Here is a 24,113-nt window from a genome sequence, read left to right as displayed (position 1 = left end):
ATCAGCGCGCATTGGGCTCGCCTGCGCGCCACGCATCGAGGTCGCGCAACGCAGCTTGCGCGGGGTGGTCGGCGTCATCGAAGTTGCCGAAAATCCGCGCCCAGGCCTGCCAGCCGGCAACCGCTTCGCTGATTAGCGCGGTGGCCGTGGCGACCGGGTCCGGCAGCAGGACAGCGGGCATAGCGCTATCGCATTCGTCGATGCGGGCATTGGGTCCGCACAGGCAAGGCAGGTGGCATGCGCGAGCCTGACGCAGGGACCAGGTGTGACCTGTCGGCATATCGCGCCAGCGACCCCCTATATCTTGCGTGGCCGCGACGATCTGCGGATGGCGTGAAGGGTCAGCGAGGGCACGCAGACGAAATGGAACCGAACCCCAATTGTGCCAGCTGATTATGTGCTGATCGGCCGGCAGATGGGGCTCTAGCCAGTCCATTAGGTCGGTGACGGTGTCGCCTTCACGGAGACATCGCGCGTCGGCAGCGAAGGCAACGCCGTACTCGGCGTTCGGTGTGACGGTAAGCACGCCGATCCCGGTGACAAGCCGACCATCAGGACGATGGCAGGCACCGGGGCAGCACGCGATGGTGCGCACGGCGAGCGCGGTCGAAGCAGGCACAAAGCCGCGCCGCTCGACCGATATGTCGATAAGATACATTGGTAATTCCTTGATGGGGCCAGCTGCGAGGCGCGACCGGAGTGGGTCAGCTGGCGGCGGTGCCGAGATCGATGACATGCGCGCGCGCAGCGGCATTGGGCGAGGCGCACAGCCAGGTGGTGAAGTGCGCGGACATAGCGGCGGAGATTTTGCGCTCCATCGGATCGAGTGCCGCGACCCGGCGCAGCACGAGGCGGAAGGCCGCGATCACATCGACCTGCGCGTGATGATCGATGCGATCGGTGTCGGACCGGCACCATGCGGCGAAGCGTTCGTCCGGATCGGCAGGTGCGTACAGGATGCGCGAAAGGCCGCATGCCTGCCCGAAGGTCAGCGGGCCGTCATGGCTACGGCCTGTGAGGTCGAGAATAGGCTGGACGCCGCATCCGGAAAGAGCGCGCAGGGCCGGTGACCAGTCGGCACCAGGTAGCCGGCTCAGCAAACCAGCAGCCTCAGTCAGCCGATAGCCGCAGATCGTCGCATCTGGTGAGGTCAGATGTTGGTCGAGCCAGAGCACCAGATTGTCCGCTGCGTCGGAGGGCTGCAGTATATGGCTGGCGATCGAGAAGCGGACGCTGGCGCCCGTGAGGCGGGCGGTGAGTACGGCGGCACCGACCGGAATGGCGCGGTCGAGGCCAAGGTTGTGCCCGATCTCGAGCCGCGTAACGGTCAATGTGGTGAGGACAGGTGTGGGAAGCATGGTGAGCTCCGAAGGCGCGCGCCGACCGGCCGCGCCGCTGATGCGGCCGGCTGGGAAGCGCGACTTGGTTTGGGAATGACCGGCGGTAAACCGGTTGGTGGCGATGAAGATTCTGACCTGGGACAGCCGGCGTATGCCGATCTGTTTTTCCCTTCTTCAAAACCTTCGCTTCACCCCTTCATTACGATCAGCGCCGTCGGCGCTCTTTTCCACGCTGCCGACATGGCAGCACCGACCAAGATGCTGCGGGCTGCCGCTTTCGGATAAGGATTGCCCCTAGCCGGAGGTGTTTCACGTTGATCTGGACGCGTATGTCTAGGGCGCCCTGCTAAAGGCGCCCTCGCCAGTTTTACGGTAGGTTTCGAACATATGATTTCCCGGGTCGACAACCGCTATCACACGGTTTGCCGTAAGCTGGTCACGGTCACGCACTTTGGGGACGGCTCGGTGCAGCGGGGCACCGGCGAAGGCCGCCGCATCGATAGGGAATGGTAAATCACGACGTGACGGATCAGCGCGGCTCGTAAGACTGCGGGGATGATCATGAACGTTGCCACGGATCGGCATTGTTTCCGAAATGCCGGAGCTCGGCCGGGCGGTTGCTCTTACCAGCCGGGTCGCGTGGTTTATCCCGGTCCGGAGACAGAGGCGAGGGTGGCGCTTCTGCCGGTGAATGTGGTGGCACAGGCATAGGTGAGATGGCGGCGGAGGCGGGTTGACTCGCCTGACCCTTGACTGCGTCTCGTGTCTCCTGCGCCCTCCGGCGTTGGTGGGCGTCGGCTTCACGGTTGGCCCGCGCCTGCATCTCCGGCGCGAGAATTGCGAGATCGTCGCTGGCGATAAGCTGCGCTGCGAGGGCTTCGCTATGCCTTCGGCGGGTCGGGTCGGTCTCGGCCGCTTCCGATGCCCTCAACCACTGTGCGATAAGCATCGCTTCTTGAGAAACCATGGCCCTGGCTTCGGAAGCGGGAAAAGCTGGCGTCGAGATTGGCGCTTCGGCCGTGGCGGGTACCCTCGCGCTCGGTTTGGTATTTGGTTGCGGCGTCACGACCGGCGTCGCGGGTTGCGGCGGTGTCGCCCGTGCCTTCTTCAGAGGCTGGCCCCCGTTAAATGCGGGACCAATTGCTACCGGTGCGGATGCGCCCTTCTCGGGCTGCCCGACGTCCTCGCCATTAAGCGGCGGCGTGGTCACCAGTCGCTGCGTTCTCATCATGGCCATAGCTTCATAGATATGGCCATGGTGGGGCGCCACAAAAGGCGGGGATGGGAGGGCTGGCTGGTGGGCGTGAACGGCGGGTTGCGGCTCCGGCGGGACCGTGTGGAGCGGCGGATGCCTCTCCGCTTTGTTCGGTGGAGATAAAGGCGGTGCAGGTGTGCCCGCAGCCAAGTTGATCAGCGCAGTTGTTACGATCTGCGCAGGTCGTCGGGGCATGTCATCGTCTTGCGCCTCCCATCCACGGCGAACCGCAGCATCTTGCGCCGGCGTCAGCCAACGGGTGGGCTGTGACCCCTCGAAGATGCGCTGCAACCAGGACGCCGGGGTTTCGCCGCTGCGCTGAGGTATTCCTTCGGCACAGTGGATGGCGATGGCCAGACGTCGTTCTTCTTCGATCTGCGCGGTATGAGTGGCCTGCGCGTGATCCAGCACGGGGTGGGGTAATCCAGTTGCCCGCACGGTCATCATCGTTTTGTCGTCGATCCGCACTTCGTCCGGCGTGACATGCACCCGTCGGTCCTGCCGGTCCGCGTCAAAGATGAGCTTGACGCCGATGGCGTCCAGCCGTTCGGTAAGCGCATTAATGATGCGGGCCTGCTGCAGTATCGCCGCCGCAGCTAACAGGGCATTGCCCTGACGCATAAGGTGCTCCTGCTCCGCCACGATCGCGGCATAGTCTGCCGGCGACAGACGCGCGGGTGGGGCCGGCTCGGTGCTTATCGGCGCCGTGGACGCATTGGGTATGGTGGATGAGGCGGCAACGGGGGAGGGGAGCATTGCCGCGCCACGCTTGCGCAGTGCTTCATAGTTACGAGCAGCCGCCGGATCGGTCTGCCCCTCGATCGCAAGCCAGCTGATAAAATCTTTCCGGCGTACCCAGGCGGCGTCGAGCGCTTCACGCTGCCTGGTGGCTTCAGCGTCGATCTGTGCGCGTTGCTGGTGGTAGCTCGCGGTTGCAGCGGCTCTTAGGAGTCGTGCGCTTCTGGTTGCAGAGGCAGGAACGGCGGCTTTCCTTCGTGCCAATGCCTTGGCACGTTCACTCTTGTGCCACGTCGCCAGAGCGATGCGCGCTTCGCGTATCTTACGCTGTTGGACCGCGACGTCGCACGTGTAGTCCTGGTACCGCGTCTGGAGCGGTTCGGCCTTCGCAGCTGCTCGATCCGGAACATCTGGCGAGATCGAGGTTTCGTTGCGGTACCAGCTTGCGAATGCGACGGGCGACCGCTGGTCGAGTGCCTTTAAACTGTAGCGGCCGCCGAGCGCGGATACCGGGCAATGCAGGCGCAAATCGGAGATGCGGTGAAGGCGCAGTCCAGCCATGTCTCCGTTCTTTCGAATAAAGGGGCGCAGCGCGAGGCCGAGTCTGGCGAGCGCCACGGCACGCGCGTCGTAGTCGGCCTCGTCCAGCGCTTCTTGGGTCGCCACCGTGTCGAGCAGATCGGCCAGGGGCGGAATGCCGGTGCGGCGTTGACGGTCGCGCCCGCCCTGGCTGCTTTATGCCTTGTCCGGCACCGGCTCGGCCTGTGCTGCACGGTCTCGCGCCAGCGGACGCAGACACAGTTCGTCTTCGAGACGCCGTGCGGTTGACATCAAACGACGCCGCAACTGGCTATCCCAGGCACGGCTACTGACGTCGCCGCGGGGAAGCGCGTCCGCTTCCTTACGGGTCACGCGGCGCTCGAGCGATTCTGACCGCAGAAATCGCGGCGGCGGATTACCCTCGCGATCCACCGCAACTGCTGCGATATGCATGTGGTCGCCTGGGTCATCGTCGTCATGATCGTGAAGGAAGGCAATCCACCTATGGGCCGACAGGCCAGCTTCGTCTAACACCGCGATCATGGCGGTATTCCATTCGAGATCGCTGAGTCCGCGCTCCGCGCGGATGATGAGATGCACGATTGCGTTCTTGCGGCCGCTCTTTGTCGCTAGCCGATCCAAGACGGCTGCCGCATTTTCGACGTTGTGAATGCCCTGCTTCGCGAAGACGCGAACGCCGGCCTGCTCTTCCGGTGTTCCCTTCAGGCGACGCTGGTATTCCAGAAGGCCTTCGGCGGAGTCACCTTGCTTGACCTTTATGATCATTGCCCATCGATCCGGGCGTGCATGAAGCCGATGACGGCATCAGCCTTTGCGAGGATGGCGGCGACAGTTTTGGGCAAGGTGTCGCGCAGTCTGTCGGGGTCTGCGAAACGCAAGGTTCCCGTTACAAGGCGGTCCACCAGCAGGTGAATATCGGCCAGTTCGTTCGCCAGCCCGTCAATGGCAGCAATTGTATCGGCCCACGGATTTGCCGCTGGTGGAGCTGGCGGCGGCGTAGGCCGGACGATGACGCCGGGCAGATGGCTGCGTAGCCAGTCGCCGCGCGCATGGGGGCCGTAAAAGCCCGCGTTTTTCACGTGCCGATCGAACTGGTCCAGCTCATCTTCATTGCGCAAGCGGATGCGCACATCACGGTGCCGCTGACGCTGTTCGGATCCTGAGGTGCTGCTCATCGAGCATCTCCCCGAACCTGAGTTTGAGGGCGCGGGCCGGGATGAGGGGCATGTATAAACGTCGGCTTGTGCTGAGAGGGTGTGGGAAGGGGGCTGCCTCTTCCCGTCAAGTCCCGTCGTTCCACCGAGGGCCGGACAGACCGAAGCGACAGACGGCCCGGCGCGAAGCGCGGTGGACACGACACGACTTGCTGTACTTTTCCATGCCGGGCGCACGGTTCCCGGCATAGCGTCCCCGGAAATGGGACTGAAATATTCTCGTGGCACCCTAAGTGGCTGACGAAGAAGATTAAAAGTTTTTTATCCGCGTCTTCCGGGAAATGGGATGCTTCCCCAAAAATGGGGGTGAAAATGAGCCCCTCATTTCTAGCTTTGCAGCCCCCTGGCGGCACCCGGTACATTTTGATTCCCATTTTCGGGGAAATCGGGCGTTGCAAAATTGGGGTGTCCGGCATCGAGAACGATGGAAAGCGGGGGGCAGGCAACCGGTAGTTTTCGGCGGAAGGGCGAGCGGGCATGCAATGCTCCATCAGCAGCAGCACATTGGACTGCGGTGAAGGAGAAGGTTCGGACCCTTTCCGGTAATGCTCGAACGAGACATCCGCCCCGCTTCGAACCAACAAGCCCGCACCGCTTGGGCAGCTTGCCTATGAGCAGCATCCGACATGCCGCAGCGTTTTGATCAGCTTCGCTGCTCGGGGCGAAGCACCGCACATAATCGTGCTGACTGCAGACTTCTTATAGGGAGAGACTGCCATCCTGAGAAGGGGCAGTCGACAAGACGCGCCCAATCGAAGCGGTCGCAGAAAAACTTTACGTACCTTCTGGCGCTGGCTTGGTCGCCGTCCTAAAATACCTTGGGTGATCAAGCCCAGCTGCCATGACCTCCCACTCGATGGCGACGTAAGCGCGACGGTCGCATGCGGCGGAATGTTGCCGGAAATCTTCGGTCTGGTTGCCCAGCTATTGAGCGCGGCCATTGGCCGGTCAAAATATTACTTTACGCTGCTGTGGTTGGCGACGTTGCACCGTCTATATTATGACGTTACCGTGGACGCAGTGGATTGGACAGTCCTCGTTCGAAGGGAGCCGACGCCCTTTCAGCGCCGGATGCTGGTGGCGCCTCCACAGCATTGGAGCGCGCCTTAGCGTTGCCTGCCGGCAGAAGGCCGACTCGATTGCGGTGATTTCTCGCTGCTTAAGGCAATGCGTTACCTGACCCGGCGCGCCGTACAGGCGGTACAATCCGTACGGTACGTACATGTACATCGTCGTACAAAGATACTGGCGACGTACCGGCAGGGACCAGATCTCTGGTGAATAATATGAAGAAGATGTTTCAAGAAGACGTTGACGGACAGTGCAATGCGTTGCGTGTAGCCGGTGTGCCTATCCGCGGCATCACCGGTTCGCTGGTGTGGAAAAACCTTGGCGGGATTGGCTCGCGCACTACCGCCTATGACATGGTGCGCGACTGGAAAATGCGCCTGGATGACCGGTCTGCAGTTCAAGTGCTGGTGTTCTCCGACACCGCACGGCAGCAGATCGTCGCAATCTGCGAGCGTGTGGCCAGCACCGAGCTGGAAACCGAGCGGCAGGCAACCGCGGTGGAGAACGCTGCATTGCAGGACGAGCTCGAAGCCGTTCGCGGCGAGCGTGACGACCTGGTAAGAGCCGTAGCAGAACTGGAGACAACGAACGCCGACCATGCCGACGCTTTAAAATTGATCCGCGGAGAATTCGCGGAGACGAAGGCGGCGCTGGCGACGGCGGTCGTTGAGGTGAAGCTCCTGAAAGCAGACCGTGCGCAGCTGCTTGCCGGCTTTGCCGACCGGGCTGTGCCGGAACCGGGTGCACCGTTGGCGGACGATAGCCAGCCGGGCTTGTTCGACAGTACCAGTAGCAAGGATGATGGAGCTTGTCAGCGCTGATGAGTCAGGCGTGCGGGCTCGCTCGGCGAGCCTGCCTGCGTAGGCGGCGTGTCAGAGACGGAGTTGACGGCCCGACCTTGGCCTTCCGTTTTCCTCGTTACGGCGATGGATTTTGTCCGCGATCGGCACGACCATTCCATTTCAATCTTTTGAAGGTCCCCTGTTTATAAGTCCATTTTGAGCGAGAGTTTTCTGAGGTTGAGAAGCCTTCGGTCAGGGAGCTGGAAATGAAGAAATCTAGGTGCACAGACGAGTAGATTCTCTTCGCGCTCAAGCAGGCGGAAACCGGTACGCCGGTGGCTGAGTCATCCGGCGAATGGGGATTTCGGAGCAGACGTTCTATCACTGGAAGAAGGTGTACCGCGGTCGCGGCGTTGGCGATTTGAGGCGCCTGAGGCAGCTGGAGGACGACAGCCGGCAGCTGAAACAGCTGGTTGCGGACCTCAGCCTCGACAAACATATCCTGCAGAACGTTCTGGGCAAAAAGCTCTGACGCCTGGACGACAGCGCGAGCTCGTCGCGTACGTCCAGGCGTCCAATGCTTTAAGTGAGCGGCGCAGTTGCTCGGCGCTGGGCGTCGAGCGGTCGTCGGTGCGCTACATTTCCCACAAGCGGACCAGACGGCGCTGGTGATGCGCATCCGTGATCTGGCGGCGACGCGAACGCGCTATGGTTATTTCCGGATCTAGATCCTGCTGCGCAGGGAAGGATGGATCGTGAACCACAAACGCTTCTACCGGCTCTACCGTGATGATGGACTGAGCCTTCGGCTCAAGAAGCCCCGGCGCAACGTCAGCGCTGCCAACCGTGAGCGGCAACCTGCGTCGTTGGCGGCGAACGAGATGTGGTCAGTGGATTTCGGCTCGGACGCCCTGGTCGACGGTCGGCGGTTACGAGCGCTGACCGTGGTCGACGCCTTCACGCGCGAAGCTCTGGCAATTGACCTCGACCAGGGCATCAAGGGCGAACAGGTGGTCGAGGCGATGGCACGAATCTCGTCGATCCGCGGCGCGCCCAAGACCATTCGCGTGGACAATGGTCCGGAATTCATCTCGAAGGCACTCGACCGCTGGGCGTACGAGAATGGCGTGACGTTGGACTTCAGCCGACCGGGCAAACCGACGGACAATGCCTTCGTAGAGTCGTTCAACGGTCGCCTTCGCGACGAATGCCTGAACGCGCATTGGTTCCTTTCCATCGCCGACGCTCGAGCCAAGATCGAGGCCTGGCGACGGGACCATAACGAGAGGCGCCCTCACACATCGCTTGGCTGGATGACGCCGGTCGAATATGCTGCTGCAGCGGCCATCAAAGCGGCTGAATGAACGCCGGAAACTCACCTTCACGTTGGATGAGAAACCGGGGGACCCTCAAACAACGATCGATTCTGGTCGCTGCTGGATAAAAAGCGGGGGGTCACGTTAGCCCACCATCAGGCGCCCCTCGCGACATAGCCGACCCGGCAATTCAGCCCCATCCCCGTGCCGTCGTGGGCCTTCGGTAAAATATACTTAAGTTATTGTAATGGATGGATACGTAATATTTAAGTTATAATTATGTTTGTCGATTAGACCGATTGTCCATGTCGGATAAAAATAATGTCTTTGCGTGGCTTGCCGATCGCAGCGCGGCACCTTTATCGTCAAAGTTGTTGTATAGGCGCTCATTGGCTATAGCGTTGATGCTTGCTGATAGACGGAATCTAGTCGACAGTCGTTGTCTCGGCCTTTAGAATCCGCGTATCGCTGACAGAAAGTCTGCAGCTAATATCGAGAATAACGATGTCAGACGCCCGCCCCGCGGGAACGCCGCATATCGCTACGGCGGATATGCCGGTCCCAAACTGGGGGCGACAGGTCATATCTGAATTCGGTACGGCGTCGTGGAACCGGCGAGACGCTGACGAGATCAGCCAGACGATCCCTCACCATATCGTGCTGCTGTCGTTCAAGCCGATCAACAACCGTGAGTCGCGACTTGGCGGAACACGGCTGCGCACCGCTTCGGCTGCAAGCGGAGCGTGTGAAATCATCCCGGCGGGCGCGGACCATTGGGCGCGCTGGCATGACCCCAAGGAGGTGGCGGCGTTCTCGCTGTCGCAGGTCTGGCTTGATCGTCTGGCACAGTCCGACCTCGACCTGCCGGGCGCCACCGTGAACTCAGACGCGCTGCCCCTCGTCGACCGTCGCGTGGCATTGCTGGGCGCCATGGTCCGCGACGAACTTCGTGCAGGTTCACACGCGACGATGTGCGGCGGCACCGTCGGATCGCGCGACGCGAGCTCGAACGACCCGATCGATTTCGGCAGCGTCACCGCCGCCGCCAGCACGATCGCGCCGCCGGTCGGGCTCGCCTTCGGATCGATGAAGTGGGTGGCCGATACCTGAAGATCGAGATCGCCCCGGGCGGCACCGGAGGAACCGGTCCAGGCCAACGCACCCGCGGCGGGCAGCATGCCTTTGTCGAGGGTCTTGAGCGCGTAGACGTTGTAGAAGAACGGGTGGTCCTGGAGACGCCGTCCGACGGGAAGGTCGGCGATCACCGGGATGCCGAGCGCGCGAAGATTGGCGGCGGGCCCGATCCCGGAACGCATCAGGATCGCTGGGCTCCCGAAGGTTCCACCGGACAGGATGATCTCGCCGCCGTCGACGATCTCGCCGGACACGAGGCGCGCACCGGTCGCGCGTTTGCCGGAGAAGATGATACGATCGACTTCGGCACCGCCGCGGATGGCCAGGTTCGGTCGCGCGCGGACCTCCGCCGTCAAATAGACCGTGCCGGTGTTCATCCGGACGCCACCCACGACGTTCAGCGGATACGCACCTGCGCCATCGCCTTCAGCGCCGTTGAAATCATCGACGGTCGACAGCCCGGTTGCCCTTGCTGCAGCGACGAAGGCGCGTGACGACGGCGTGAGCTCGTCGAGCGAGCGCTGGCGGATCGGAAAGGGACCGGTGCGTCCATGCCAACCGCTGGCACCCGACGGGGTGTTCTCCATGGCCTTGAAGGCGGGCAACACGTCGTCCCAGGACCAGCCCGCGATGCCGCGCGCAGTCCAGCGCGCGAAGTCCGATGGCTTGGCGCGCATCGCTACGGTTCCGTTCACAGCCGAACTGCCGCCAAGCACCTTCCCGCGCGGCAGCGGAATGTCATGGCCCAGCCGGGCCTCGTCGTCGCTGCTGTATCCCCAGTCGAAGTCGGGTGTCCCGACCACGCCGGGATTGGTCAGCACGTCGGGGTAGCCGTCCGGTGCGAAACTGGGGCCAGCCTCGAGTAGCAGGACGCGGCGCCGGGGATCGGCACTCAGCCGGGTAGCCAGAACTGCGCCCGCCGAGCCGCCGCCGATGATCACGACATCGGCGATCAGCCCCGCAGCGAGAACGCGTCGATCGGCCAACGATGCCGCTGCCAGCGCGCCCGTTCCAATGAGGGTTCTTCGTGTCACGTCCATGATCTTTCCTTCGTTGCGCGGGGGACGGGCCACTCGATGGTCGACCGGATCATGAGTTGATCCGGTCTCGATCCGCTGGGTCACCATGCTTCTCGGTTTTTGACGGCGAAGAAGTAGCTCAGGGAACTTCGTTCGCCTTTCAGGATGCACGCACGCCTGTCAGAAAATGCGCATGTCGGTAGGCGACGGTGACGTTGGGCGGCACCCGAGACTGCCGCTGGATCGACGCGGCGACGGCGACCCAGTTAATGAAGTCCCGTGTCAAACCCCGGATTGTTTTTCGCTACAATCGCGACGCCGGCCTCTTCCGCTAGAAAGGGTGCTGCCGGACGGTGACAAGCCAAGGCGTAGAGACGGTACGGCTGGATCCGCTATTCACGGCGCTCGACCTTCAGCTTCACGCTAGGGCATTTAAGCAAGCCCGCCGCCCTCACCGTCTGACTGAGCGCTTGGTGTTCACGAACGGACACCAGCGTGTCCGCGAGCGATACCAAGGTCGAGGCCACGGACCTGAATGTCTTTTATGCCCCGTATCGGCTTATCCATGGCGGCACAGGGAAGTGGCACGGTCCCTGCAGAACCAGTCTTGTCCGGCAACGAGCTACGCCCCTGCAAGAGCCGCACAGATGCAAAGCCAATCATTGTGGTCAAAAAACAATCAATATCCTCGCGGAGGGCTAGATATCGTAGCGCCGTTTCGATGTTAGTCACCGGCCGACAATAGTGCTGCCGAATAGCGGGAAGCGAGTTCTGCAGCGGTAAAATCCTGTCCCCGCAATCAAAATTCCAATTATGACAGTCGCTTACCAGCTACCCCCTCCGCGAGTTGGGGGCTTTTTGCGTTAGCACGCCGCTAGCACAAATTTGACTTTTGCCGGCAGTTGTAAAAAACTGTGCCCATTGGTCCGCTACGAACCGGTAGCGTCGTCATGCAGCGGCACGAAATCCTCGGCAGAAAAGTCCAGATCTACAGGCGGGCAGAGGGCGGAAGCTGGCATTGCTCAGCCTCGGTCGGCAACAAGCAGCGCCGCTCGAGCACCAGGACGGATAGTCTGTCGCTTGCCAAGCAGGTGGCGGAAGACTGGTATCTCGGGCTGCGGGGCAAACTTCATGCTGCCGTTCTGAAAAGCGAGAAGACCTTCAGAGAAGCGGCCTCACAGTTCACCCGCGAGTATGAGGTGATTACCGAGGGTCAACGCAGCGCGCGCTGGACCCAGAGTCATGCCATCCGCTTGCGGATCCACCTAGTCCCGTTCTTTGGCGACATGGGGCTCTCGGAAATTACCGCGGGCAGGGTACAGCAATATCGCGTGCATCGTATGTCCTCACGCGGCGTGGCCAACCCTCACTCGCTCGGCAATCGGCCGGTGACCGACAAGGCGCCCGCCTGGAAGACCGTCCACAATGAGATCGTAACTCTTCGACAGGTGTTGCATACCGCGGTCCGTCACGGCTGGATGTCGCACGTGCCGGACATATCCAGCCCGTACCGCGCCTCCAGCAAGGTCGAGCATCGGCCCTGGTTCAGCCCTGCCGAGTACAGGCAGCTCTACAATGCTACCGGTGCCTATGCGAAGGAGCCTTTCCACGAGCACTATTGCTGGAATGCCGAGCAGGTGCATGACTATGTGCTGTTCATGGCCAACACCGGCCTGCGCCCGGACGAGGCATCCAATCTCGAGCACCGCTATGTCGAGATCGTCATCGACGATGAAACCGGACAGCGCATTCTCGAGATCGAAGTACGGGGCAAGCGCGGCGTCGGCTTCTGCAAGAGCATGCCGAACGCAGTTCGCCCCTATGAGCGTCTGCTAGGACGTCCGGAGCCGGTTCGGGGTGAAACCCGCCGGCAGCGCAGGCGTCGAGAAGTGGAGGGGGTCACGCAAGCGCCGGAGACGCCGGTGCCTGAACTGCCTAAGCCGACCGACAAGGTCTTCCCCGACAATCATGTGAAGCTCTTCAACGGCATTCTCGACAAGGTCGGCCTCAAGCTCGATCGCGATGGCAAGGCGCGTACCGCCTATTCGCTCCGCCATACCTATGTCTGTCTCCGGCTGATGGAGGGGGCCGATGTGTATGCCGTCGCCCATAACTGCCGCACCAGCGTCGAGATGATCCAGAAGCACTATGCCGCTCACATCAAGAACATGATCAGCGCAGCGTCCGTCAACGTGCGGCGCGCCAAGCCCAACGCTCGGCGCAAGCCGCAGCCGGTCCAGTTTGAAGACGACGACCGGAGCTGACCGGGAACCGGTCTCTCCATCAGGGCGCGGGCCGTTCACCGGTCCGCGAGCCCTCCTCGCGGGGGCGTACGAGCGTTTTCCTCTGATTTGTTACGGCCTTTCGGGCAGATTTGGCCACGTTTTAGGCTTCGATGTGACCGGTCTGGTGAATGCAGACCATCTGCGTTTCGGCGAAATTGGTGGAAAACCGCCTGTCCGTTTTCGGATGTCGATCGACGTAAGTTGCCGTTCATTCATGAGGCAGTGCAGGGCAGGGCATTTAAGTGGCGACGATGCCCGCCGGGATCGACCGCTGGCTCGAGGACGAACAGGAGGCAAACCGCAATCTTAAGAGAATGTGAGGAACATCTGCATCGACGTAGCCAATCTGCTAATGCAGATCATCGGGGTCCGAGTGAACGGGAAAGGAGGAGTGATGGCTGGTGCAAAGCAGGTGATCGCCCTCCTGTCCGGACAGGTCGAAGGTGATGCAGAACGAGTCTACACGGTTGCCTTGCAGATTGCGGCGTCGGAAGCTCGTCAGGGACACACCAAAACCGCCGAGGCGTTGCGCAGGCTTGTCGACACGGCTCGGGAGAGCGGGGCAACAACTGCGCCCACTACGCTGCCTCGAATTGCCATAGCGACGCCGCTGGTCAAGCCGCGGGGCGACCTCGAAGGATTGGTCCACGTTACTCACAGTGAGACGCGGCTCGATGACATGACCTTAACCGAGGCGGTGCGCACTCGTCTTCTGCGCCATGTCGTGCAGCAAAAGCAGCGTGGTCGGCTGCGCGAGTACAATCAGCGGCCGAGCTCACGCCTTTTGCTCGTCGGCCCACCAGGATCACGCAAGACGCTCACCGCGAGCGCGCTGGCGGGCGAGTTGCACCTCCCGCTGTTCACAGTCCGACTGGACGGTGTCATCACCCGTTTCCTGGGGGAGAGCGCATCGAAGCTGCGCCTCGTGTTCGATCAAATCGCGCAGATGCGAGCAGTCTATCTCTTCGATGAGTTTGACGCGATTGGGGGCAAGCGCGGGGCCGCGCTTCGGTTTGACCTGCGACGACGCAACGAAACACAAGCGCGGTTCGAAGCGCGCGTTAACGCGCTGGCGGCCGTGGCGGCCGTGGCAGCCGTGGCGGACGAGGAGGACGATCTGTTGGGTGACGTCGCCGATCCGGGGCGGCTGCTTGGCGAGCGGTCAATATCTGCGGGTTCGCTCCATCTTGACGAGTGGCGCTGCTCGGCAGCAGATCTTGCCGATCGCAATGGCATTGCGATCTTCCCGGTCGGCGGATGGTGGAAGTCCAGTCGCGACCGAGACCGCACGAATGGCATGATGCGCTATGCGCTGATCCTCACGATCGACGCGGGCGATGTAGAGCAAGATCTCTGGGTCGAGACCGCGATCGCTGCTGGCGTTGAGGTCGAGGCGCAAGTTGAAGTCTGACGGGGGTCATTCCGGCTGAGGGCAAATTGACATCCTAAGCGGTGGTATCTTCGGAACCGAGGTATTCGCCGGTAAGTAGGCTATGTGCGATCCTAGCGGTGAGACATGCGGAGAAGGTGGTCAGCCGTATCCAGCCCCCGGCGTCGTCGGACCGAACAGAAATGCTGTCGATTGCGGTCCCGAGTGGCGGACGCGGTTGCTTGCTGGCGGTGCTCGGCAACATGAACAAACGACCGAAACTGTGCGCTGCATGGGAGGCGCTGGATGACCACGTGTGGGTCATCGGCCAGAAGCGCCATGGAACTTGGTTCAGGATGAACCATGCGTAAATTTACCTCGTGATATCAGGCAAACGGTTCGTCACCCCCAAGCTTCGTCCGCAGCATCAAACGGCCGCACGCGGGGTCATAAGGTTCGGCACGGTGCATCGTTCCGGTGTTGTCCCACATGACGAAGTCGCCGGTCATCCAGTTGTGACTGTAGCTGAACTCCTCGCGCGTCGCCCATTCGCGCAAGCCGACGAGTAGTGCGCTGCTGTCCTTCGGGGCCAGCCCGACCACGTTGAGGGCGGTGCAGCCGAGGATGAGCGACTTGCGTCCCGAGGCGTGCGTCCACACCAGTGGCAACTCCTTCTCGCCGAGCGACTGCATCGCCGTCAGCATGTCGAGGCTGGGTTCGGGGCGGTAGTAAAATAGCGACGCCCAAGGTGCGTGGATGACGCGCAGAGGATCGTACTCCGCCTGTCGGCTAGCGGGCAGAGCGTCATAGGCCGCATAGGTATTGCAGAAGCCAGTATTGCCGCCGCTCGGTGCCGGCACGACGCACGACAGGAGCGAAGCGAGGATCGGCACGTCGCTGTTGGTGCCGTCGATATGCCAGTAGAGCGATCCCTTCAGGAACTCCGCCGTCTCCGGGTTCTGCTTTGCATCCAGCGAAATCTTTGCGGTGGTCTTGCCATCGCTGCCTTCCGACGCGGGCATCCCGAGCGTCCGGGTGAACGCGATTTGTTCGGCTTCGGTAAAATCAATCTCAGGGAAAACCAGGACGCCGCGGGCCTCAAGCAGCGCCCGGATATCTTTGGCGAGATGACCCGCAAGTAGGTCGGTCTTGTCGTTGAGGACGCGGCTGGCGATGGCGTCCTTCACGATCTCGGTGCGTAGCGTCGTCATGTCATGCTCCTGCGATGCGGGGGGTCAGCGGGCGGGCTGCCACGTCGGTCCACGGCACAGGAATGCGACGCATCCCTCGACCTTCAGCGTGCCGTCGGGGTTGCGGGCGAGCTTCGCCGTGTAGGTCTTGCCGCTGTCCGGATTGTAGATCTTGCCCTTCCAGACCGATCCCGCGTCGGTGAACCCGGTCAGGATGAAGCTGCCTTCGATCGGGTTATGCCGTTTCGACGGGTCGGGGTTGGCGATGTCGGTGGTCGGCTTGCCGGGCTCGTGCTTGAGGATCTTGACGATCCTGCCGCAGACCGCCGGGCCGCACGGCTCGATCCGCACCAACGCCTTGCCCTCGTCGGTGATCCAGGTGCCGGTCACCGGCGTCGCGGCGATCGCGCCCGTAGCCGAGCTGATCAGGAGCGCCGCGAGCGTGCCAGCGCCGAGCGTATGAAATATCGCCATCATTCTACCTCCCAAGCGCCGCCGCCCAGACTAGCCAAAGCGAGGCACGCCGTTTGTCGACCGGGACGATCCCGGCGGTCCGTACAAAGCAACGGGTGATGGAGGCGCGATGGAGCGACGATGTCGAAACCGCGAACGTGTCAGGTCAGAGGGGTAGCCATACCGAGAAGCAGGCGCCGGACCGGTCGACACGGTTCTTCGCCATGATACGCCCGCCATGCGCCTCGGTGATCTTCGCGGCGAGCGTCAGGCCGACGCCGCTGCCGGGGCGCCCGGCCAGTCTGTCGCTGCCGGCGCGCCAGAACGGCATGAACATGCGCGCCTCGTCGTCGATCGCAAAACCGTCGCCCTCATCGGTCACGCTGACGATCGCGTGGCCGGACGCGCTGAAGACGACAACGTCGATCCGGCTGCGATCGGGGGCGTGCTTGATCGCGTTGGTGAGGATGTTGGTCATTACCTGCATCAACCGGACCGGATCGCCGTGCGCCATTACCGTCTCGTACGACTCGACGATCGTGACGCTGCGCTCGCTCGCCGATCCTCGGAGATCGCCGACCGCCAAGCCGAGCAACAACGCCAGATCGACCGGGCGCCGGTCGAGATCGAGTTCGCCCGCATCGGCATGCGCGAGCGTCCTCAGATCCTCCACCAGATGCGAGAGGTGTTCGACCTGGCGCAGCAGCCGATCGGCCTCGCCGGTCGCGGGATCGATCACGCCGTCGGCAAGCCCGTGCAATCGCCCCTTCAGGATCGTCAGCGGGGTGCGCAGTTCGTGCGCGATGCCCGCGGTCAGGACGGTGCGTTCGCGTTCGTATGCGTCGATGTCCGCCGCCATCCGGTTGAAGCTCTCGATCAGTTCGCCGGTTTCGCCCGAGGTACTGCCGCGCTCCACCCGCACCGACCGGTCTCCCGCGGAGACGCGCGCGGCGGCGTTCGCGACGGCGGTGATCGGTCGGCTGATCCGGCGCGCGAAGACCATCGCCACCCCGCCGCCCACCAGGATCGAGACCAGCGCGATCGTCGCGACGAACCCCAGGTCGGTGAGCGCGGGGGCCTTCGCGCCATAGCGGTTGAACAGGTCGAAATAGCGATCGCTACCCTCCTGATGCGTCCGCACCAGCAGTTCCAGTTGTTCGCGTGCCTTGGGCGGCATGTGGTGCGTGGTGACGCTCAACCGGTAACGGATGGCGGCAACATAGGCGATCATGCCAAGCAGCATCGTGATGATCGTCGTCGCCGCGGCGAGCACGACCATCCGCGTGACGATGCGGTTCAGGAGGCGGGCCATAGGCGATATCCTATTCCGCGCACCGGTTCGATCATGTCGATGCAGCCCGCCGTCGCCAGCTTCTGGCGCAGTTTCGACAGATGGCTGTCGACGACGCGATCATAAGCGTCGCTGTCGGGTGACGCCGCCTCGAGCAGTTCGGCGCGCGAGAAGGCGCGGCGCGGCTGGCGCGCCATGTGCGCGAGAATCTCGAACTCGCTCGGTGTCAGCGGAATCCGAACAGCCTCGTCACCCTCGGCGTTGCGGCAACTGACGACGCGCGCGTCGAGTTCGATCAGCAGCGTGCCGACCGACAGCGTCCGCCGGTTGGTCGCACCCTGAGCCCGACGCAGTACCGCACGGATGCGCTCGACGACTTCCGACGGGTTGAACGGCTTCACGACGTAATCGTCCGCGCCGATCCGCAGCGACGACAGCTTGGTCACTTCGTCGTCATGCGCGGTGATCATGATGACCGGCGTGTCGGCGCGGCGGCGGATCGTGGTGAGCACGTCGAGCCCGTCGCCACCCGGCAGGCCGATGTCGAGCAGCATCAGCACCGGGTTCGACTGGGCATGCGCGCGGATCGCGTCCGGTACGGTGCCCGCCTTCACCACCTCGAAGCCGGCGCGCTCGACATAGGCCGCGAGCAGCTCGGCGATCTCGCGTTCGTCCTCGACGATCAGGATACGGTCGGTCACTCGATTTCCCTTGGCTCACTGTTTGTCAGGGCTTTGCCGCGAAGTGTGGACGAACGATGGAGGCGGCGCTCCATCGTTCGTCCATCATACCCACGACGCGTCTTCATCGCCGTCCGCCATCAGCCTGTTCGACCCCGCCAGCCCAAGGCGGGAACCACTCGAAAGGCCTTATCCCATGACTCGCTTCGTTTTCGCCAGCCTGATCGCTCTTGGTGCGGCTGCGTCGCTTTCGTCCGTCGCGCAGGCGCAGGACGAACCCGCGCGGGGCATCTATGCGGTTGCGCGCGCGGGTGCCTCGGTCAATTCCGAGCAGAAGTTCGACGTCGACTCGCTGCCGTCGCAGTTCGACGACAAGACCAAGTACAAGACCGGACTGACTGGCGAAATCGGCGGCGGCTACGACTTCGGGATGTTCCGCGTCGAGCAGACGATCGGCTACAACAGCAATAGCCTTAACCTGAAAGACCTCGGCACGAACAATCTGCCGGCGTCGGGTCGCACGCGGTCGTACAACGTCAGCGTGTCGGGCTATGTCGATATCCCGCTCCATGCCGTGTTCGTACCCTATCTCGGCGGCGGCATCGGCGCGTCACGGGTCGACGCAAACCTGTCCCGGACCGGCGCCAACGGCTTGAACAGCAGCTATTCCGGCAAGGACTGGGGCATGACGTGGCACGGCGACGCGGGCATCGGCATCAACGTCGCGCCGAAGACCACGATCGAGGTCGGGGGCCGGTATTCGCAGACCAGCAAGCTCGCGTTCGAGGGCCAGGATGCAGGCGCCGCCACGCGCTACGAACCCAAGCTGCGCACGCTGTCCGGCACGATCGGCGTCCGCCACATCTTCTGAAATACCGAAGGTCTCGCTCGGCTCGCAATCGAACGCGAGCCGGGGCCGTCGTCCGTAATATTCCGATTTGAAGGATGAAGCGTATGCTGATGCCGATCCCGCTCGCCTTGACGGGCGCGCAGCAAGAACCGGTAGCGACGATCCCGAACGCGGCCTCGCGCGTCTCCGTCTCCGACAGGTCGTTTCGGTAAAGAGCAATCGGGAACAGGTTTTGGAAAAAGGGTTGCTTCGGACGTCTGTCGGCGCGAGCGCCGAGGCGACTGTCTCGTTATGGTTTCGTTTTGGGAAGGTCTCTTTAGCCACCCCGCCGACATCACTTTTCCTGTTGAGCGCCTCGCAGATCGGCATTGATCAGGGCCGCAACGTCGGTGACCGGAAGACCCTGCCGATCATTGAACGTGCCCGCCTTCGGCCACGACACACCGCGACCGATCGCGAAGGCGGCGCGGTATTTGCGCATCATGTTTTTCGGATCGTTCGTTAGCTCTTCCATCAGGAAAGGCACGGTCCAAACCGACCGTTTGAAGGGCCGGCCCAGTGCCGCCTCCAACTTGTCCGCGACCTCGCCATAGGTGACGGTGTCACCGGCCAGGAAGACGATCTCGTTGCGGATCATCGGTTCGAAGAACACGATCTCGGCGGTCAGCACACCGATATCGTCCGGCGTCGTCAGCGTCACAGCGGTTTCAAGGCTGCCGAGCGCATGAATCTCGCTATTCTCCAGATCGACGACACCAAAGTCTGGCTCGAACAGGTAGCTCATGAACATGCCCGTGGAGATGATGACCCACTCGGTCTTGTTCTGCGAGCGTAGCAGCTCGCGCACGTCGAGCTGCGCGTCGAAGATGTCCTGCGGCCCGCCGCGGCCAATCGCCTCGAAGTCGACGCCGAACTGCCACGGGAAATAGCGCGGGATGCCGGATTGCAGCACCGCCTTGGCGAGCTTCATCGGCGTGTTGATCCCGGCTGCATAGCCTGCGCAGCCGATCACCGTATCGTAGTCCGAGAAGAGCGATGCCAGCTCATCGATCGTGTCGTTCACCAGGTCCCCGAGGACGATCTGGATCCCCGCTTCGCGGATTTCAGCAATGTCACGCTGCTTGGAAGGATCGCCCGACTCGACGGCACTCTCGCGGAGAAGGACGCTGATCTTGGCACCGTCGATGCCCTTGGCGCGACGCGCCAGATTGCGGAGCACTGGCATGCCAAGCTCGCCGGCACCCAGAACGAGGATATTGCGTGATTTCATGTTGGAGACTGTATCGTTCATCGTTCCAACTCGTTTCACCGTGGATGACGGTGATCTGGCAAGCCAGGGGCAAGCGTGAAAGATGGGTACATGCGTGATACTGCCGTTCAATCTCTAAGCGAGGAGGACATCCTTCGATATTCGCAAACGGTTTGCGATGGCCTGCGGGACGATGACGACGGGGTTCGCCGTGAGGTGTTGGCCCATGCCGGCAACCGCTGGTCGCTTGGTGTCATCCATACGCTCGGCGTGTACGGCCAGCTTCGCCATGCGGAGATCGGCCGACGGATGCACGGTATTACGCAGCGGATGCTGACGCGCACGCTGCGCCACCTGGAGCGGGATGGATTAGTGGTGCGTCACGACTTCGAGGAGGTAGTTCCTCACGTAGAATATGCTCTGTCCGAAACCGGCCTGAAGCTACTGGTCAGGATGGTCCCCCTGTGGACGTGGATCGTCGAGAACGTCGACAGCTTTCGCACATCACGGGAACTGTTTGATCGGGAGCACGCGGGAGAAGAGCCCTGAAGACGTATCGGCTCACAGGCTTAGCTTTTCGATATACCATCCCTTTTGGAAAATTGGCTGTGGTCAACATTGATCGTTTTCACATGGTCGGCATGTTATCGACGTGCATCACGTGGGGCGGTCCCGAACTGACGCCGGAAGGCGCGACTGGCGGCGGTTCGAGATAAAAATCCGTTTTGCGCTGCGATATCGGCAAACGCCCGGTCGCTGGTAGCGAGCGCATGGCGGATGCGTTGCATTCGCCATGCGCTCACATACGCCATCGGCGTCATACCGACGCGGGCGAGAAAACGCTCACTGAACGCCGATCGGGACATGCCGCCAGCCTTTGCCAGTCTATCGACTGACCAGGCTTCACCTGGAGTGCTGTGGAAGTTTTCCAGCGCGCGAGCGATGCGAGGATCGGACAGGCCGGACAACCATCCAACAGTCGTCCCACCGGATTGCAAATGGGCGCGCAGCGCCTGGACGAGAAGCACATCGGACAGTCGTTCGCTGATGAGCCCCTGCCCTGGTCCGGCATCAACTGCTTCTGCCGCCAATAACGCCAGCGTAGCGCGGATCGGGGCCGCGGCAGGCATATGTGCGGCGATATGAATAAGGTTCGGCACGCTTGATCGCAGCCATTCCAGCCCAATGGTATCAAAGACGAACCGGGCTCCGATCACTATCGTCATCGCCAAACCGCTACCCCAGCGAACCACACCGTCCGCCCCCTTGTTCGCTGCAAACAATCCCGCGGCATCGATGTCATCAAGGGGGTCGGCACTGACAGAAGATGTGCGATAGGCGCGACCGTCCGTCAGCAGGTAGCAATCGCCTTGTTCGATCCGTACGACTTCTGACGAGCCGACGATTTGCAGATCGAACGCACCGTCGATCGCGGCGCCGATCTTGACGTGGTCATATGCAGGCATTCGAAGTGCAAACGGCTCGGCCGCCTCAAAGCGCGCCGAGACGACGCGTTGCAGCGTGAAAGTCGTCAGTACCTCGGATAACGGATCGATTTTGGACTGTGAGCTACGCATAGGAGAGTTTTGGGCTCTTATGCGCCGGCACACAACAGCCGAATAAGCGTTTTGATGGGACGCTATCGCCTTCTCATACCGGGGACCCCACTATGAACCCTGTCATTTCGACATTCTTCGGTAACTACGGTCTGCTGCCCGACGTCGATGCCTTTCGAGAGGCACAGAGCCAGTTGATGCTGCCCGACGTGCATGTCGAAAGCCACGACCATCGCGGTTGGCAGGTGCTCGATGGCGTCGATGCCTATGTCGAGTCGGTTCGGGAATGGTCGCGATCCTATGACAACAGCGACGACCGCGGATTTGAGCAGGTGCTCGATAACGGCACCGATGTCGAGGTGAAGGTGACGGGTACGATCGTGTTTCGCGAGCCGATCGCAGGCGTTTCGCGCATCGCCGATTCTAACCACGACTGGCGGGAACACTTTGTCCTGCGCAATGGGCGCATCGCCTCTGCCCGTATCGATATGGGTATCGAAAAACTGGCGTGAAACCATCTCGGGCTGCGGCCAATTAAGGAATTGACGATGCAATATGAACAACTTGGCCAAACCGGGCTATTCGTGTCCCGGTTCTGCCTCGGCGCCATGACATTTGGCGGCGCAGACAATCCGGCCGGCAACGCGATCGGTCGCCTGTCGGCAGGCGAAGCGGACGCCATCGTCGGCATGGCGCTCGACGCCGGTATCAACTTTATCGACACGGCCGATGTATACGGCGGGGGTGGCTCAGAGACGGTGCTGGGTGAAGTCTTGAAAAAGCGGCGCAGCGATGTGGTTCTCGCGACCAAGGTCAGCAGCAAAGCGGGTCGCGGACCGAACGATATCGGGCAGTCGCGCGGGCACATCATGGCCTCTCTCGAAGGAAGCTTGCGCCGCCTCAAGACCGACCATATCGACTTGTATCAGGTACATACGTTCGATCCATTCACGCCGATCGAGACGATGTTGCGCTCGCTCGACGACGCCGTGCGGCAGGGCAAGGTACGCCATATCGGCTGCTCCAACTTTGCCGCGTGGCAGCTAATGAAGGCACTGGGCGTATCCGCGCGCGCGGGCCTGGAACCGTTTGTTTCTATCCAATCCTTCTATTCGATCGCAGGCCGCGACGTCGAAGCCGAGATAATTCCAGCGGTGACCGATCAGAAGCTGAGTCTGCTATGCTGGAGCCCGCTTGCGGGTGGTCTGCTGTCAGGCAAGTTCGATCGGCATGGCAACAGCGATGCCTCGGCGCGCCGGGCAAAGATCGCCTTTCCACCCGTCGATGAAGCACGCACATTTGACGTGATCGACGGACTGAAAGCAGTAGCGCAGCGGCGGAAAAGCGAACCCGCTCAGATCGCGCTGGCGTGGCTGTTGGCGAAACCAGCCGTCACCAGCGTCATCGTTGGCATCAAACGTCCTGATCAGCTGGCCGCGAACCTGTCGGCTCTCGACCTCGTTCTTGATAAGGAAGATCTAGATCAGCTCGATGAGGCCAGCCGAATTCCGGCTTCCTATCCAGGATGGATCCAGAGCTACAACGCTGCAGGCCGTGTTCCGGCTGGCTATCCCTTCGACGGACCAAATTGGACGCTTGGCGAGCGGCCGCGTTAAACGGGATTGCCTTGATCGTTCACAGACCCTGCCGGGAAACACTCCTAATCGCCTGTTTTCTGGAAGCTGCCCTTTAATCTATTCGAACTCGACATTCCCAAAGCGCCAATCTCTTTCAGGAAAGTCCCCACCGTCAGGTGGCGTCAGCTAACGCCATCTGCTTCACAATAACGGACGGTAAACTTTCCTCTCATCACGCCATTCGCGACTTGATAGCCAGACTTCAAAATCGGTCATTCGCAAAGATGAACCAACGTCCGAAGTTGGGAAGAGAGTTAGGCGGCCTGCGGCCCGGAACTGGGTCACCTGGCGCCAGGCCTCAGCGTCTTCGGTCCATCTGTAGGAGACGGACATAGTCCTGCTCTGGTTGGCCATATGTATCGCCTGCCAGGGCCATAAGCTTTGTCCGATCGTGGACCAGAACCTTGGCCCGGACGGCGCGGATCGCATGCTCCTCCTCCAGCCGGTGGAGTGCGTCCGTAACGCTGCTGCGGCGAACGCCGAGCATCAGCCGGAACTCCTCATGCGTCATGCAGATCTCGTCGGCCTGGACACGGTCGTGATAGAGCAGGATCCACCGGGCCATACGGCGTTCGATCGAATGCGCCAGCGACGACACGACGGTCCGGCCCATCTGCAGCATGAACACGTGCGCGAACCGCAGCAGCGTCAGGTGCAGGGCAGGGCTTCTGTCGATCGCGGCCAGCAATGCCTTGGCGGGAATGCGCAGCGCCTGGCCGCGCTCGGCGCGCATGGTGACGTCGTAGGGCGAGCGATCGTCGCCCATGACCAGCGGCCAGCCGATGAACCCCTCTGCGCCGACCAGACCGACTGCGTAGCGACGATCGTCGTCGAGCGAATCCAGCACTCCGGCAATACCCTGTTCCAGAAAGCAGATGCTTTCGATCGGATCGCCGGCTCGCGTGATGAAATCGCCGACCGCGAACGATACCGGCTCGAGGTGCGGCGCCAGCAAGCCGAAATCTTCCGGGGAGAGGCTGGCTAGCAGCCGATTGCCGACCATTCTTTCGACAGGAGCGTCATCGCGATCGACCGTCGCGCACGGCGTTGCGCCGGTAATGGACACGATCGTCGACACCCAGTTCTCCTTCTAACCTCAGGACTTTGCACGGTTCCGTACAGC

At 62.0% G+C, this 24,113-nt stretch carries 21 protein-coding genes and 1 pseudogene; 9 read left to right on the top strand and 13 right to left on the bottom strand.

The window, feature by feature from the left end; translation table 11 throughout:
* Position 1 precedes the first annotated feature (1 nt).
* Positions 2–658, bottom strand: a complete 657-nt coding sequence (locus tag ASG20_RS06795) for a hypothetical protein (RefSeq protein WP_056050081.1) — start codon at positions 656–658, stop codon at positions 2–4.
* Positions 659–704: 46 nt separating this feature from the next.
* Entirely contained in the window at positions 705–1,358 is a 654-nt protein-coding gene (locus ASG20_RS06790) for a hypothetical protein (protein WP_156364061.1), read from the bottom strand.
* A gap of 75 nt (positions 1,359–1,433) precedes the next feature.
* Between ASG20_RS06790 and ASG20_RS19300 the strand changes: the two genes are divergently transcribed.
* Positions 1,434–1,625, top strand: a complete 192-nt coding sequence (locus tag ASG20_RS19300) for a hypothetical protein (RefSeq protein WP_156364059.1) — start codon at positions 1,434–1,436, stop codon at positions 1,623–1,625.
* A gap of 274 nt (positions 1,626–1,899) precedes the next feature.
* Here the strand turns inward: ASG20_RS19300 and ASG20_RS06785 are convergent, their stop codons facing one another.
* From ASG20_RS06785 to ASG20_RS06775, 3 genes are all read right to left on the bottom strand, one after another.
* Complete coding sequence (locus ASG20_RS06785; protein ID WP_056050077.1) at positions 1,900–3,999, bottom strand: hypothetical protein; 2,100 nt, start codon at positions 3,997–3,999, stop codon at positions 1,900–1,902.
* Between the two features lie 69 nt (positions 4,000–4,068).
* On the bottom strand, positions 4,069–4,659 hold the full coding sequence (locus ASG20_RS06780) for a hypothetical protein (protein WP_056050075.1): 591 nt from the start codon (positions 4,657–4,659) through the stop codon (positions 4,069–4,071).
* The gene (locus ASG20_RS06775; protein WP_156364057.1) at positions 4,656–5,069 is read right to left on the bottom strand and encodes a hypothetical protein; all 414 of its coding nucleotides are present in this window, start codon (positions 5,067–5,069) and stop codon (positions 4,656–4,658) included. Before ASG20_RS06775 ends, ASG20_RS06780 begins: the two co-directional genes overlap by 4 nt.
* A 1,325-nt stretch (positions 5,070–6,394) precedes the next feature.
* Here ASG20_RS06775 and ASG20_RS06765 point away from each other — a divergent pair.
* Both ASG20_RS06765 and ASG20_RS18945 read left to right on the top strand, forming a co-directional pair.
* Positions 6,395–7,000 (top strand): DNA-binding protein, encoded by a 606-nt coding sequence (locus ASG20_RS06765; protein WP_056050069.1) that lies wholly within the window; start codon positions 6,395–6,397, stop codon positions 6,998–7,000.
* A 257-nt stretch (positions 7,001–7,257) separates the two neighbouring features.
* A pseudogene (locus ASG20_RS18945) lies at positions 7,258–8,325 on the top strand (IS3 family transposase).
* Between the two features lie 599 nt (positions 8,326–8,924).
* Here ASG20_RS18945 and ASG20_RS06750 read toward each other — a convergent pair.
* A complete protein-coding gene (locus ASG20_RS06750; RefSeq protein WP_201780690.1) occupies positions 8,925–10,535 on the bottom strand; it encodes a GMC family oxidoreductase in 1,611 nt (536 codons plus the stop codon).
* A gap of 845 nt (positions 10,536–11,380) precedes the next feature.
* On the opposite strand from ASG20_RS06750, the gene ASG20_RS06745 reads away from it, so the two are divergent.
* Together ASG20_RS06745 and ASG20_RS18940 are read left to right on the top strand one after the other, a co-directional pair.
* Positions 11,381–12,694 (top strand): hypothetical protein, encoded by a 1,314-nt coding sequence (locus ASG20_RS06745; RefSeq protein WP_056050064.1) that lies wholly within the window; start codon positions 11,381–11,383, stop codon positions 12,692–12,694.
* Between the two features lie 415 nt (positions 12,695–13,109).
* A complete protein-coding gene (locus tag ASG20_RS18940; protein WP_082470835.1) occupies positions 13,110–14,126 on the top strand; it encodes an ATP-binding protein in 1,017 nt (338 codons plus the stop codon).
* A gap of 344 nt (positions 14,127–14,470) precedes the next feature.
* Here the strand turns inward: ASG20_RS18940 and ASG20_RS06735 are convergent, their stop codons facing one another.
* The 4 genes from ASG20_RS06735 to ASG20_RS06720 form a co-directional block, all read right to left on the bottom strand.
* Positions 14,471–15,295: a TauD/TfdA dioxygenase family protein gene (locus ASG20_RS06735; RefSeq protein WP_056050063.1), complete on the bottom strand. Its 825-nt coding sequence runs from the start codon at positions 15,293–15,295 to the stop codon at positions 14,471–14,473.
* Positions 15,296–15,319: 24 nt separating this feature from the next.
* Positions 15,320–15,751 carry a DUF2147 domain-containing protein gene (locus tag ASG20_RS06730; RefSeq protein WP_443025882.1) on the bottom strand — a complete coding sequence of 144 codons (432 nt, stop codon included), beginning with the start codon at positions 15,749–15,751 and terminating at the stop codon, positions 15,320–15,322.
* A gap of 142 nt (positions 15,752–15,893) precedes the next feature.
* The gene (locus ASG20_RS06725) at positions 15,894–17,039 is read right to left on the bottom strand and encodes a sensor histidine kinase (RefSeq protein WP_056050061.1); all 1,146 of its coding nucleotides are present in this window, start codon (positions 17,037–17,039) and stop codon (positions 15,894–15,896) included.
* Positions 17,024–17,719, bottom strand: coding sequence for a response regulator (locus tag ASG20_RS06720; RefSeq protein ID WP_056050059.1), 696 nt, complete (start codon positions 17,717–17,719; stop codon positions 17,024–17,026). Before ASG20_RS06720 ends, ASG20_RS06725 begins: the two co-directional genes overlap by 16 nt.
* A gap of 175 nt (positions 17,720–17,894) precedes the next feature.
* Here ASG20_RS06720 and ASG20_RS06715 point away from each other — a divergent pair, with 175 nt between their 5' ends.
* Entirely contained in the window at positions 17,895–18,569 is a 675-nt protein-coding gene (locus ASG20_RS06715; protein WP_056050057.1) for an outer membrane protein, read from the top strand.
* A gap of 313 nt (positions 18,570–18,882) precedes the next feature.
* Here ASG20_RS06715 and ASG20_RS06710 read toward each other — a convergent pair whose 3' ends face one another.
* Complete coding sequence (locus ASG20_RS06710; RefSeq protein ID WP_231420536.1) at positions 18,883–19,929, bottom strand: aromatic alcohol reductase; 1,047 nt, start codon at positions 19,927–19,929, stop codon at positions 18,883–18,885.
* On the opposite strand from ASG20_RS06710, the gene ASG20_RS06705 reads away from it, so the two are divergent.
* Positions 19,909–20,346: a winged helix-turn-helix transcriptional regulator gene (locus tag ASG20_RS06705; protein WP_056050053.1), complete on the top strand. Its 438-nt coding sequence runs from the start codon at positions 19,909–19,911 to the stop codon at positions 20,344–20,346. The two genes, ASG20_RS06710 and ASG20_RS06705, sit on opposite strands and share 21 nt — an antisense overlap.
* A 95-nt stretch (positions 20,347–20,441) precedes the next feature.
* On the opposite strand, the gene ASG20_RS06700 is transcribed toward ASG20_RS06705, so the two are convergent.
* A complete protein-coding gene (locus tag ASG20_RS06700; protein ID WP_056050051.1) occupies positions 20,442–21,374 on the bottom strand; it encodes an AraC family transcriptional regulator in 933 nt (310 codons plus the stop codon).
* A 92-nt stretch (positions 21,375–21,466) separates the two neighbouring features.
* On the opposite strand from ASG20_RS06700, the gene ASG20_RS06695 reads away from it, so the two are divergent.
* Positions 21,467–21,865, top strand: coding sequence for a hypothetical protein (locus tag ASG20_RS06695; RefSeq protein ID WP_056050050.1), 399 nt, complete (start codon positions 21,467–21,469; stop codon positions 21,863–21,865).
* 36 nt (positions 21,866–21,901) lie between these two features.
* Positions 21,902–22,969 (top strand): aldo/keto reductase, encoded by a 1,068-nt coding sequence (locus ASG20_RS06690; protein ID WP_056050048.1) that lies wholly within the window; start codon positions 21,902–21,904, stop codon positions 22,967–22,969.
* A gap of 319 nt (positions 22,970–23,288) precedes the next feature.
* Here the strand turns inward: ASG20_RS06690 and ASG20_RS06685 are convergent, their stop codons facing one another.
* Positions 23,289–24,068, bottom strand: a complete 780-nt coding sequence (locus ASG20_RS06685; protein ID WP_056050045.1) for a Crp/Fnr family transcriptional regulator — start codon at positions 24,066–24,068, stop codon at positions 23,289–23,291.
* Between the last annotated feature and the right edge of the window lie 45 nt (positions 24,069–24,113).

This window comes from Sphingomonas sp. Leaf198 (assembly GCF_001424005.1).
GTDB lineage: Bacteria > Pseudomonadota > Alphaproteobacteria > Sphingomonadales > Sphingomonadaceae > Sphingomonas.
The sequence above is the reverse complement of the archived record's forward strand: the minus strand, read 5'-3'. Positions and strand labels throughout refer to the sequence as shown.

Coding starts and splice junctions, on each gene's coding strand:
- ASG20_RS06795 (WP_056050081.1), bottom strand. CDS start 658: ATGTATCTTATCGACATATCGGTCGAGCGGCGCGGCTTTGTGCCTGCT.
- ASG20_RS06790 (WP_156364061.1), bottom strand. CDS start 1,358: ATGCTTCCCACACCTGTCCTCACCACATTGACCGTTACGCGGCTCGAG.
- ASG20_RS19300 (WP_156364059.1), top strand. CDS start 1,434: ATGACCGGCGGTAAACCGGTTGGTGGCGATGAAGATTCTGACCTGGGA.
- ASG20_RS06780 (WP_056050075.1), bottom strand. CDS start 4,659: ATGATCATAAAGGTCAAGCAAGGTGACTCCGCCGAAGGCCTTCTGGAA.
- ASG20_RS06775 (WP_156364057.1), bottom strand. CDS start 5,069: ATGAGCAGCACCTCAGGATCCGAACAGCGTCAGCGGCACCGTGATGTG.
- ASG20_RS06765 (WP_056050069.1), top strand. CDS start 6,395: ATGAAGAAGATGTTTCAAGAAGACGTTGACGGACAGTGCAATGCGTTG.
- ASG20_RS06745 (WP_056050064.1), top strand. CDS start 11,381: ATGCAGCGGCACGAAATCCTCGGCAGAAAAGTCCAGATCTACAGGCGG.
- ASG20_RS18940 (WP_082470835.1), top strand. CDS start 13,110: ATGGCTGGTGCAAAGCAGGTGATCGCCCTCCTGTCCGGACAGGTCGAA.
- ASG20_RS06735 (WP_056050063.1), bottom strand. CDS start 15,295: ATGACGACGCTACGCACCGAGATCGTGAAGGACGCCATCGCCAGCCGC.
- ASG20_RS06730 (WP_443025882.1), bottom strand. CDS start 15,751: ATGATGGCGATATTTCATACGCTCGGCGCTGGCACGCTCGCGGCGCTC.
- ASG20_RS06725 (WP_056050061.1), bottom strand. CDS start 17,039: ATGGCCCGCCTCCTGAACCGCATCGTCACGCGGATGGTCGTGCTCGCC.
- ASG20_RS06715 (WP_056050057.1), top strand. CDS start 17,895: ATGACTCGCTTCGTTTTCGCCAGCCTGATCGCTCTTGGTGCGGCTGCG.
- ASG20_RS06705 (WP_056050053.1), top strand. CDS start 19,909: ATGCGTGATACTGCCGTTCAATCTCTAAGCGAGGAGGACATCCTTCGA.
- ASG20_RS06700 (WP_056050051.1), bottom strand. CDS start 21,374: ATGCGTAGCTCACAGTCCAAAATCGATCCGTTATCCGAGGTACTGACG.
- ASG20_RS06695 (WP_056050050.1), top strand. CDS start 21,467: ATGAACCCTGTCATTTCGACATTCTTCGGTAACTACGGTCTGCTGCCC.
- ASG20_RS06690 (WP_056050048.1), top strand. CDS start 21,902: ATGCAATATGAACAACTTGGCCAAACCGGGCTATTCGTGTCCCGGTTC.